This window comes from Ruminococcus bromii (assembly GCF_002834225.1).
Lineage (GTDB): Bacteria > Bacillota > Clostridia > Oscillospirales > Acutalibacteraceae > Ruminococcoides > Ruminococcoides bromii.
In genome coordinates, this window is the sequence record NZ_NNSR01000054.1 from 1 (window position 1) to 11844 (window position 11844).

13 protein-coding genes and 1 pseudogene are annotated in these 11844 nt (G+C 33.5%); all 14 read right to left on the reverse strand.

What is annotated here, in order from left to right:
• Position 1 precedes the first annotated feature (1 nt).
• Positions 2 to 877: an ABC transporter ATP-binding protein gene (locus RBATCC27255_RS05690; RefSeq protein ID WP_101029122.1), complete on the reverse strand. Its 876-nt coding sequence runs from the start codon at positions 875 to 877 to the stop codon at positions 2 to 4.
• A complete protein-coding gene (locus tag RBATCC27255_RS05695; RefSeq protein ID WP_101029123.1) occupies positions 867 to 3278 on the reverse strand; it encodes a hypothetical protein in 2412 nt (803 codons plus the stop codon). The genes RBATCC27255_RS05690 and RBATCC27255_RS05695 overlap by 11 nt, the downstream gene beginning before the upstream one ends.
• Positions 3279 to 3290: 12 nt before the next feature.
• The gene (locus tag RBATCC27255_RS05700; protein WP_101029124.1) at positions 3291 to 4994 is read right to left on the reverse strand and encodes a hypothetical protein; all 1704 of its coding nucleotides are present in this window, start codon (positions 4992 to 4994) and stop codon (positions 3291 to 3293) included.
• Positions 4995 to 5090: 96 nt separating this feature from the next.
• Positions 5091 to 5555, reverse strand: a complete 465-nt coding sequence (locus RBATCC27255_RS05705; RefSeq protein ID WP_101029125.1) for a hypothetical protein — start codon at positions 5553 to 5555, stop codon at positions 5091 to 5093.
• A 309-nt stretch (positions 5556 to 5864) separates the two neighbouring features.
• A complete protein-coding gene (locus RBATCC27255_RS05710; RefSeq protein ID WP_101029126.1) occupies positions 5865 to 6035 on the reverse strand; it encodes a cyclic lactone autoinducer peptide in 171 nt (56 codons plus the stop codon).
• Positions 6025 to 6210 carry a hypothetical protein gene (locus tag RBATCC27255_RS05715; protein ID WP_101029127.1) on the reverse strand — a complete coding sequence of 62 codons (186 nt, stop codon included), beginning with the start codon at positions 6208 to 6210 and terminating at the stop codon, positions 6025 to 6027. The genes RBATCC27255_RS05710 and RBATCC27255_RS05715 overlap by 11 nt, the downstream gene beginning before the upstream one ends.
• Before the next feature lie 56 nt (positions 6211 to 6266).
• Positions 6267 to 6431, reverse strand: a complete 165-nt coding sequence (locus tag RBATCC27255_RS10305; RefSeq protein WP_147639970.1) for an AgrD family cyclic lactone autoinducer peptide — start codon at positions 6429 to 6431, stop codon at positions 6267 to 6269.
• On the reverse strand, positions 6428 to 7018 hold the full coding sequence (locus RBATCC27255_RS05720; RefSeq protein ID WP_101029128.1) for an accessory gene regulator B family protein: 591 nt from the start codon (positions 7016 to 7018) through the stop codon (positions 6428 to 6430). The genes RBATCC27255_RS10305 and RBATCC27255_RS05720 overlap by 4 nt, the downstream gene beginning before the upstream one ends.
• Positions 7019 to 7091: 73 nt before the next feature.
• The gene (locus tag RBATCC27255_RS05725; protein ID WP_101029129.1) at positions 7092 to 8420 is read right to left on the reverse strand and encodes a sensor histidine kinase; all 1329 of its coding nucleotides are present in this window, start codon (positions 8418 to 8420) and stop codon (positions 7092 to 7094) included.
• Positions 8413 to 9129, reverse strand: a complete 717-nt coding sequence (locus RBATCC27255_RS05730; RefSeq protein WP_101029130.1) for a LytR/AlgR family response regulator transcription factor — start codon at positions 9127 to 9129, stop codon at positions 8413 to 8415. The genes RBATCC27255_RS05725 and RBATCC27255_RS05730 overlap by 8 nt, the downstream gene beginning before the upstream one ends.
• Before the next feature lie 227 nt (positions 9130 to 9356).
• A complete protein-coding gene (locus RBATCC27255_RS05735; protein ID WP_147639971.1) occupies positions 9357 to 9644 on the reverse strand; it encodes a hypothetical protein in 288 nt (95 codons plus the stop codon).
• 84 nt (positions 9645 to 9728) lie between these two features.
• Positions 9729 to 11024: an ATP-binding protein gene (locus tag RBATCC27255_RS05740; protein WP_101029132.1), complete on the reverse strand. Its 1296-nt coding sequence runs from the start codon at positions 11022 to 11024 to the stop codon at positions 9729 to 9731.
• Between the two features lie 431 nt (positions 11025 to 11455).
• Positions 11456 to 11689, reverse strand: a pseudogene (locus RBATCC27255_RS05745) (SPFH domain-containing protein); the annotation flags it as partial.
• A 10-nt stretch (positions 11690 to 11699) separates the two neighbouring features.
• Complete coding sequence (locus RBATCC27255_RS10760) at positions 11700 to 11840, reverse strand: NfeD family protein (protein ID WP_423242036.1); 141 nt, start codon at positions 11838 to 11840, stop codon at positions 11700 to 11702.
• Positions 11841 to 11844 lie beyond the last annotated feature (4 nt).

The following is an 11844-nucleotide window of genomic DNA, read 5'->3' on the forward strand; positions in this document are numbered from 1 at the left end:
ATCACATTCCTTGTTCAAAAATATAGAGGTACAAATCTTCAAGGGTTGGGTTTGCAATTGTTATTTTATGATTTTCAGGGGGATTATCTGTTACTAATCTTACTACGATTTTATCATCATTATGATAGAGATTTGAAACTCGATAATTATCCTGAAAATATTTTAATTCCTCTTTTTCAATTTCCACCTCAACTACCTTATTTGCAATTTCATTTACAAGATTTTGGCAGGTATCATGTGACACGAGTTTTCCCTGCTTTAGAAGTATAATCTCTTTAGCAATGAACTCGATATCGGACACAACATGAGTAGAAATGAGCACGATTTTATCTTCTGCAATTTCACTTATAAAATTGCGGATACGAATTCTCTCTTTTGGGTCAAGGCCCGCAGTCGGTTCATCAAGAATCAAAATTTTCGGGTCATTCAAAAGTGCCTGAGCAATCAAGGCTCTTTGTTTCATACCTCCCGAAAATCCGCCGAGTTTTTTATGTGCCGCATTAGTGAGATTTACCGTATCAAGAAGTGAGGTTATTTTTTCCTTAGCCTCCTTCTTTTTTAATCCCTTTAAAGCCGCCATATACCACAAAAATCGGTTGAGCGTAAAGTCATCGTACAAGCCCTGTTGCTGTGGCATGTAGCCGAGAACTGTTCTGTAGTCTTTGCCGAGTTTTTTAATTTCCTCGCCGTCATAGAGAACTTCTCCGCTGTCGGCGTTCAGGTTGTCGGTGATGATATTCATAAGGGTGCTTTTGCCTGCGCCGTTTGGTCCGAGCAAGCCATAAACGCCCGGCGTTAAGGTCACACTGAAATCATCAAGTGCCTTAACTACACCTTTTTTATATGTTTTACATAAATTTTTTATTTCAAGCCTCATTTTTACACCTTCTCATAGCTTTAAATTCAATATTAGAAAAGTTAAATGCAATTATAGTTAAACAAATCATCAGCAGGAATACGCATAATACTATCAAACTCGGGACAAGCCACATCCAACTGCCTTTTTGAAAGCTTGTGTATAATCTTATATCGGTCAAATTCATACATAACAGGCACGGAAATAATACTATCACTGCCCCGACAATCATAGACAATATATTATTCTTTAATACTTGAGAAAGCATAGCAACCGCCGTCATAACCGAGACAGCCTCCGCTATATGCACTGCCGCCGTAATAAAAATCATACTGTTTACGGAAATTGTACTGCCAATATTTGCAAAGTCCTGCATAAATACAACAGGAGTGTTTAACGACTCTGTTCCAAAGGTTTTTATAAAATTTATATAATAAGGCAAATAAATTAAAGTATATGATATAAGCGTGGTAAGCGAAAGTGTCATTACTTTTGAAAGTACAAGCCTCAGCTTGCCCTTTTTTGTGCAGCGAATTAGATCAATCATATGCTTTTTATGCTCATATGCAAATATATCGGACGATATAAATATTATTACTGCCATAAGCAAGGTAAAATACTGCCATTCTCTTGACGGATTTTGGGCAAGTCTTTTATAAACAATATAGTTAATGAATATGGGAGTAATATGATAACGCTCTCCGACCTCTTTTATGTACGAGGCTTGATTTGAAATCTCCTCAAAGGCGGCGCCCTTGGTTTTCAAAATCGAATCTATAGCCGTTATCCTTATTTCTTTTTCTTCAGCCGATAAGGACATATCAGTTGAAATGGTGTTAAGCTCTTCATTCAGTCCGTCAAAATAATCCTGCTGTCGCCGCAAATAATCTTCTTTTTCCTGCGTAAGCTCGCCCTCAAGCTTATCAATATACGCGCTGTATGCGCTTTCCTGAGCCGAACTGTATACAACCGAAATATCATCAGTAGCATTACCGTAGGCGACAAAAACAAGCAGAATAATCGCTATTATTGCCATTGAGCCTTTGTAGTGCTTAAAACATTCGCCTTTGAATATTGAAACGCCGCCTTGAATTTTATAAAACCTTCGTCTGAATTTTTCAAGCATTGGCGTAAATATATTGTTTGTCGTTATTTGCGCGGATTTTACAAAAGACATGCAAATTACCGTTACGGAAGCAATAGCAATCAATATCATAGCTATAACGTAAATCAGGGTAATATTTACAGTATGTGAAAAAATATTGATATTAAGATAATTTCCGAAAATATTATTTCCGCTTAAAAAGTATAAAAAGTTTATATACTTAAGCTGATTTAGGGGAGAGTTGCTTCCTATTGCAAGATAAAGAACTCCTTCAATGAAAACCCAAAATGCGGTAACGACAAAAACCATTCCCGTATTTTTTACTAAAACAAATATAAGCGCGATAAAAAGGGCAAGCACGCACATCGTGATTATTTTTGATAAACCCCACAAAACAAGATATTGCCAAATTTGCAGCTTTAAATTACAATTCATAAAAAGCTCGCAGGACTGAATATTCCTTGTCATATCGCCGAAGCCGCTGTACAATCCGCAGAGTGCAATATTTGAAGAATAATATACTGCGCATATTAAAATCGTAAAAAAGATAAGGACGAATAATTTTGAAATAATAAGCGGCATACGTCCGTATTTTGCGGTTCTGATAAGCCCGTATAATTCCTTGTCCCTTTCCAATGTAAAAATATAGATGCACATTAAAAATACAAGCGCAAATACGAGCAAATCGGTCAGAACAAATGTTGTTGAATTTTCTACGGCAAAATTGTTTCCGATTTTAAGCTTTGTATTATTAACATCTTTAAAATCCTCGGCGGTTTTTAATATGTTGTTGTATGAAAACGAACCTTCTTCCGCAAAAACCGAGAACTTTGTCTGCATCTGCGCGCGCTCATCCATATCGCCTATAAAAGAGCTATAATCAACTAAAGACTTGCATTGATTTACCAAATTTGAAAGATAGGTTTGTTTATCAAGAAGCTCTTGTTTTGTATAATGTAACGCCCGCGCCTTTTTGTATTCCTCCGGGTTCTCCGCCTTATATTGTTCGGTAATTCGCCCAAGATTTTTTAGATCATCGCCGTTGCTGTTATCTGCCGTTCTGTCAAATTGAAGAGCGATTTCAACTGTTTTTAATTCGCTTTCAAGTTGTCGTTCTGCTTCAGTCGGCACATAATCTGAATATTTAGATATTATATTCTCATAATCAGATAAATTAGTATGTACTGTTTTTACTTCAAGATTATTTGATTGAGTGTAAACCAAGAATATTGAATTTGCAGTAAAAAACAAAACAAGGCATATTAAAAGCAGTTTTTTGCTGAACAGTTTGTAAATCTCGAACATAATCAATTTCATATTATTACAACCTTAATTAAATGAGTAGATTTCTCCGCCAAAATCAGTGCTGTTAATTGGCGAAATAGGTTCATTTCTTATAATAGAAACTAACATATCTTTAATTTCTACGGGAATTTTATCAACAGATACAAAAGCTACATATTGACCATTTACAAAAGAAAGAGGATTTTCTTTAACGAATTTTTCGGCATTAGCTGCGGTTTTAAATTTCAATATTTGAAAATTTCCAGTATAATTACCTCCGTCACCCGCCCAAGATAAAGTTACTGAAAAGCCGCTATTGACTTCATCAGAAAGCGTTTTGTCATATGATGTTGAAATCTTATACAACTTATTTTGTGTATTTTCAAAAACATTTTTCAATTCATTATCATTAGTATCAATTTTTTCATTCTCATCTACTTGGCTTAATGCGTTATTATTTTCACCCTCGACATTCACGGAACTTAATAATGTTTTATATTCCACTGTTTGTCCTGACAGAGATTCTGTTTTTGACTTATCAACAAAATAAATCTCGCAATTCATATTATCCACCTGTTGAACAAATATGAAGCAATCTGAATCCTGGGGAATGTTTAACACTGAACATTCAAAAGGTATTAAAAACGAACTTTTTTCATTAAATGAAGCGTCAAGAGACTTAACATTATCTCCGTCACTTTCAGTTGCTGCGTTTTCATCTGTATCTTCACTAAAGTTCTGTAAATACAGCTGTGATTCATTTGCAAACAAATTATCGCCGTAATTCATTTCCGTTAAAAGTTTGGGATTGCTTCCGTCGAGTTCACTTGTAAAATATTTAAACTTACCGTTAGTATCCGAATTATCAATGAGATATGTTAGCTGTCCATTATAGAAAAACGGCGAGCAAACATCACCTTCATCATTTCTAATTTGGTTTATTTTTATCGTATTGATATTAATCGAATAAAATTCCTGATACGTAGAAACTGTTACCTTTCCGCTTTCCTCCTGCTTTTTAATTTCATCTTCTGAAATAGGAAGAACCGGCACATAAATATAGTCATCATATGCGGTAAATTGGAAAGTACCTCTAAGATTATCACTGTAATTTTTGCTGTTAAAGATTTCCTCCGGCTTAGATTTAATGTTATTTATTTTATATCTTTTTATCGAAAAGCTGTCATAAACTGAGGACGAATCAATATCATCGGCAAACTTATCCTGTGAGAAATAAAAATAACCTTTATGAATCAACCAATGCGAAATGCCGTCTTTAAATTCAATCAGTTTTTCCCTTGTTGATCCATCGGGTGTAACTTTGTACAATATATTTCCGAGAAAATTACCCATAGCATCTTCATCTTTTACAACAATATATAAATTACCGTCATAATATTGCACAATATTAGCTGATTCTCCTGATGCATTTACAAATAAATTAAAGTATGCATTACAATCAACACTGTTATGCGAACAATTAGGCTTGTTACATAGCGGTGTTGCCGCCTGTGATTTACGGTCAATATAGTAAAGGTAATTATTAGGCAAAAACACATAGTACCCTTTTTCTGATTTTGTCACAGGAAAATTTATTCCGTTCAAGTTACTGTAATAATATTGAAAATTTGTTGTGTAGTCAAATGATAATTTATCATCTGAAGTTTTGCTTGCGTCATTACATGCAGACATCAACATCATAGTCGGCAACAATAAAGCAATTAGTAACGCACTTAATAATTTTTTCATTTACGGTATCCTCCAAAAACAATTAAAGAGTTATGCAATATCAGAATGTTAAAAACAAACCATACCGACATAACTCTTTGATGAATATTTGCTTTATTATAGAACTATATAAGGAATATCATATCCATTAGTATTACCTTCACACTGCGCACTATCCCATGTTACATAAGAACTAATGCGTACTTTATGATAACTTTTAGCACTTTTCAAAGAAACCCCGTTCTGTGCTGATACAGATGTTTCAGCATAGTTTGAACTGGAATCGGTACAACGATTGAAACTATTAGTGTTATAATTTCCACCTGCTTGTGCACTAAGACTTGTTAACTTTCCATTTGCAGTAGCAACATAGTTTGCCTTAACTATCTTACCCGCTCTTGCAAGTTCGCAATACGTTAACGAAACAAGTGTTTTACTCGTCAATGTAAGTTCACCATATGACATTTCTTGATATACATAATATGTATTTGTTCTTGCAGTCTTTGCTGAAGCTGTAACAATACATGTTGATGCAACTGCAATCACAGCTAAAAACACAGAAATTGTCTTTTTAAATTTCATTATCATTACCTCTTTCTTTTTTTAATTAGTTTAATATTTTGAGTTGGAATCTGTGATTCAATTTCAATTCACGCTTCCCTCCTTTTTGATAACATAGAACACAAATGCAACTAAAACATTAACAAATATTGTACCGAAATTAAATATGCAACTACTAAAAGTATGTTACATAAATCCCATAGCTACAAAAATACAATTATTTTTAGTTTTATATTTTATATATGAACTTTCGACATCTGCACAAATGAATCAAGCATAAGATATACAAATGCCAATTGCTGTAATCCATATAGCAGAAAGTATCATCTTCTATTGCTTGTCTAGTTTTTCAATATCTTTTACATTAGAAAAATAGGCTTTAAGCACTTCAGGCTCTTCTGGCTGACCACTACCATACCAGGAAGCCGTTCCTGAAGCCTCTTTTGCCGCAATCATAACTAACTTTGCAACAGAATGTGCGATAAAAGATTTAATTTTCATTTTTATTTCTCCCGTCAGACATACTGCTAAGCTTTTCCAACAGCGTTTTGTCAATGTAAATTCCGCTGTCCGGTAAAATTGTTTCTGCCGATACCATTTGTACAAAGCTTGATCCGCACAAACCTACAACTAATGCACATGATACAATAGTTTTTATACCTTTTATTTTTTGCATTTTCTTTCTTCCTCCTCAAAATGATATTTTAATAAAATTTCTAAGTTATAAGAATTTCATTCTTTATATGATTTCTTATTCTTTATAAAATAGTTTCTGAGTAACTCAGGTTCTTTGGGCTGGCAAAAGCCACATAATGATGCTGCCCCACTAGCAAACTTAGCTGATTTAACAGCAAAAAATCCAATAATTTTTTTTGCCATTTTCATTGATTTCTTCATTTTTTATTTCTCCTTTTTGATAAAATTACTTCAACAAGAACTGATATATCTATTACAAAAAAAGTAGGAAATATTACCAGTGCCTGATAAAAATGAAACATACATAAAATCAAAATTGCAACAAATGAACTTAACACTATTTCTATAATTGAAAGTCTTTTAAACTTTTTTTTACTCTTTTCATTAATTTTTTTATTTACATTTTCTACAGGTGCATACAACCAAATAATGATTATAGATATAATCATTATTATTAAACAAAAATAGTTATTAAAAATTAAATATTGCTTAGAAAGAAAATTGTAAAATTTTATAGTACACAAAAAAGAAAAAATATAAATTAAATTACACTTAAAATATGTTTGTGCATGATATCCACCTGTACACGAACGGATAATAAATAACGTTATAATATAAAGTATGCCTTCAAAAAAGCGCCCGATCATAAAACTAATTATTAAAATGGCTATTATTCCTATTAATGATGAAAGGCATATCTCAATGCCATAGATATATACTTCTAAAGGAAATTTATCATTGTCATCAAATAAAAAAACTGCTATATTTCTAGATAAAGAATGTAACATAACTCATAAGCCTCAACATATTCTTTATTTAAATATAGCAGTTTTTATTTATTTTTGTGTAATGTGGTAAATATTACTTGTTTTTTGGTAAATTTTGTTTCTTTAAAATTATCATTGAATGAAAGTACCCATCTTTTTCAAAAAAGTTCACCTCTCCATCATATTTTTTTGCAACAGATTTTAATATATCTATACCCTTACCATGATTTTCGTTAGTCTTACTTGTCAATAGATTTGGATTCTCATTTAAAATAGATTTTTCTACTTTATTAACACAGTCAACTATATAATGATTACCGTGTATATATATTTTAAGCCACATTTTTCGATTTATCTTATCAATTTTTATTAAATACTCTATTGCGTTATCACACATATTTCCAATAATTGACACAATATCGCTGTTTTCAGAAAATTCAATCATTTCATCGGCAATTTGAATACTAAAATTAATATTCAAAGCAACTGCTTTTTCTTGCTCAACATTTATTACCGCATTAAGCAAAGGATTTTTTGTGTCTATAGGGGTATAAATAGCTTTCAGATTTTTAGAAACCTCACCACAAATCTTTTGGGCATCTTGATATTTCTTGTTTGAAATAAGATTATCAATGCACAAAAGATTATTTTTCATATCATGTTTTATCCTTGAGATTTTTTCAATTTGCACATTGCTTTGTAAAATGTTATGTTCATAAAGATCGATTTGCTGTTCCATAAGCAAAAGTTTTGTACTTGCTTCATTTTCCCTGCTTATTCTTGATACCGCATACCATACTATTGCAGTAACAGTAATCATACACAGGCATATTACAGAAAGATACACCATTATATTAGCCTCATATTTAGTGATTACCATAATGTAAAAAGTACAGTAAACGATTAACAAAACTATAACAGGAAGGATAATAAAAGCTATAACATCTGTTATTTTTCTTAAATTGACTTTATGATTTCTAAATTTTACAAGCATTGAAAAAACTAATACATCAGTCAAATTGATAACCACTATACAAATATATCTGTAAATCGTAGGTTCAGTTACCAATTCATAGTGTGTATATCCTGTAAAAAAGCTTACAAAATAACTGAAAGCAAAACTTATCACTGTGTTAATCAAAAAGGCAATCAAAGGCATAAATATTCTGCTGAAAATATTGCCACGCAAACATAACAGAGAGTAAATTTCCAGTACTGCCAAAAACATTAAATCATTTATTATCATATAGTATTCTACAAGAGATGAATACAACAAAATGCCAAACATTACTGTACTGAACAGTAAAAAGCAAATTACATTTCTTTTTCTGTTATCGGGTTTCTCCATAAATAGATATAAAAATCCACAAAACATCAGCGGCTGAAATAAATCAGTCACTATTTCAACAAAAACATCAAGCATACTCTTTCACCAACCAATCATAATAATTTTTCTTTGCAATATCTTTATATTTTTTGCTAATAATAAATTCCTTTCCACAGTCTAGGATCACCCTGTTCGTTTCAAAAGTTGAAATATGTTTTGCATTCACAATACAACCAATATGAATTCGAATAAAACCTTTGTTGTTTAAATCTTCATACTTTTCATCCATTGTACTTCGTTCTTTGTATGCCAACTGCTCGGAGTAAAAGAAAACATAATTTTTTTCTTTTTCAAGATATAAAATGTCATCCAAATTTAAAAGAATAAAATCTCTCCCACTTTTTATAATATAGTCATTACTTATATTTTTTAATTTACTAAAAATAAGACTTATACAATCAAATACATTATCGTATAATTCAGATTTTCGTAAAAATGTATATGGTTTTTGCTTTAGTGCCTTAAAAACCATATTATCCTTGCTTGTAAGAAAAATAATGTATGGTATATCTGCTACACCTTTGTTTTTATTGATCTTTTCACATACTTTTATTCCGTTTATCATAGGCATATCAATATCAAGAAAAATGATATGATACTTTTTATAGTTTTCAAGTAAATCATATCCATTTGAATATTTATCAATCGTGCATTCCATCTCCATCTTTTCACAAAATTCTGAAATTTTATTAATCAAATTGTTAATAAAAATAGTTTCGTCATCAACAATAGATATATTTAACATATCCTCACCACCATTTTAATTCTAACAAATATTAAAATGTTTTTCAATACACTCTTAAACAGTCGATCATTTAAGAAGTTACTATCAATTTTATAAGTCAGCAAGTTATTACCGCCGTTATCTCTGTATCTTTGCTTGGTTACCGGGTTTACCCGGTACTACGCAAGCATAATGATTACCTTTCAATACGAAAAATAAGTTCGAAGAAATTTTAAGCGAAAAAGATTTCAATGGCTCAGAGGCAATTTTATCAAAAAGTTTTTCCTGCTTAATTTCGCGCGCATAATGGCTGTAAATACGGAAGCCTCAAAAAGCCACCGGACTGTCTGCATTGACCTTACGCTCTCCAAAAACAGTACGCTTTTATCTTTATTAAGGCTGATTTCCATATGTGTTCCTTTAAATTCTTGACTTTCAAATTCGACTTTAATATCATCAAAATAGAGCATAGGTTTCTCTCCATCATTGTTTGTATCTTCAACTACAATTTTGGAGCTTCCTATGCTCTTTTTCAATATTTACTTTTGATTATCCCGCATTTTCGTGATGAGGGAAAAACGCCCACATTTTCCGTGAGCGTTACTGTTGCAATATTGATTTCAGATACAAAATGCGGCATAGAGAGGAACGGTTTTTTTATTGTCCTCAAAGCCAAAGTTTTTGGCAGAGAGCTTGATAGCATAAGCGGGCTTGTAGGTGTCCATATAGACCTTCAAGCTCTTTGCTCTGGTGTTGTCGGCAGACTTGACCTCAATAGGAATAAGCTGACCGTCACGCTGAATGATAAAATCAATTTCAGCTCCACGCTCAGACTCCCAATAATAGGTGTGGTAGCCGTTAATGGAGAGCTGCACATTGACATAGTTTTCCGCCATACCGCCCTTGAAGTCGTTGATTTCCTCGACCATATAGAGAATGTCATTGGCGGCTAAATCTTTCTTGGCACAAAGCAATCCTAAGTCGGACACATAAATCTTGAACGCATCAATATCACGGTAGTTTTCAAGCGGCTTTTTGATTTGCTCCACCTTGTAGACCTGTGACACGATACCGGACAGGCAGAGCCATTCAATCGCATTTTTAAATTCGGAAGCCCGTCCGCCTTTCTTAATCAGCTTATATTGGAAACGGGTATTCTTCTTTGAGAGCTGAACGGTAATGTTATCGTAGGCAAGTCTGGTTTTCTTGATTTCATTCAAGTTGTTATACTTGCTCATATCATTGAGATAGCTTGCAAGTATCGTGTCCTGCGTATGGCGGACAAGGATATAATCCTTTGTTTCGGCAAACTGCATCACGCACTCCGGCATACCGCCGACCACAAGATACTGACGATAAAGCTGCATTGCGGCATCGTGTAAGGCAGACGGCAGGGGCGTATCGGTTTGGAAGCACTTTTTAATCTGCTCTACCAAATCGTCCTCACCGAGCGCCAACATAAATTCCTCCATATCCATAGGATAAAGCGTTTTCATATCGACCTTTCCTACGGGAAAAGAGAATTTTACTCTGTTGACCGCAACACCGAGCAAGCTGCCTGCGACGATAATGTGATAATCCGGAGCGTTCTCGCAAAAATATTTGAGCGAAGTCAACGCCCTTTCGCAGAGTTGTACCTCGTCAAAGACTATCAGAGTTTTTTCCGTTACGATGGTCTGACCTGCGATATGAGATAAAATAGGTATGAGATAATCGGGGCTGATGTTTTCCTCAAAGGTTTCGTTCAGCTTTAGATTGGTTTCAAAGTTGAAGTATGCCACATTTTCATAGTGAGTACGCCCGAACTCCAGAATGGAATAGGTCTTTCCGACCTGTCTTGCGCCCTGTAAAATAAGGGGCTTGCGGTGAACGCTATCTTTCCACGCTTCCAAGAAGCCCATAATCTTTCTATACATAAGCAGTCCTCCTTAAAGGTACTGACCATAGTATAGCAGATATTCGTGTAAAAATCAATGAAATTTCCTTGATTTTCCGCACTAATCAACACGATTATTTTCTCTAACCTCTCATGATACGACACGAACACCGCAATTTCTGCATTTTACACCTCCCAAAACTTAAAAAGCCCCTGTCCAACACCAACATTCGTGATATAGCTAAGTTGAAGGTCGGAGATATTAAGGAGTTTGGTTGAGCATGAAGCTTGCGAAGTCCACCGTTTTTGTCACCCATTCTTGCAACACGAAAAATGAGTATACAAGAATTTTAGGCATAAAAAAAGAGCCTACTGGCTCAAATGTTAAAAATATTAAATAAGTAATTGTTATTGATTATCTTCAATTTTCAGATATACACATGCTTTTTAAGATTTATAAGAAGGTATCGTTTTATTCACTCCATGCTGTGGAGGGAAGTCGATCACTTGCTCTTTTAGTGAAACTTTCTTTGAAATTTTGTCGATAAACGGAATTTTTACATGCAAGCCTGTTGACCAAGTTACATGATATGTTCCGAGTCTTTCAATTACATATGCGTGTGCCTGCGGTACTACCTTGACATTGCTTACGATTACTATAAGCAGGATTAAAAGGATAATTCCTAAAATAATAAGTGCTGCCATTATTTACCTCTCATTCTGATATGGGGTCTACAATGAGCTTTACGCCCTCGATTGCAAGAACCTTAATTTTTGTTCCTTTTAAAAGTGGTGCTTTGTCGGACTTTACTGTCCAAGTTTCCGCACCAACTTTTGCCTGTGCTGTTTTGTCAATATCG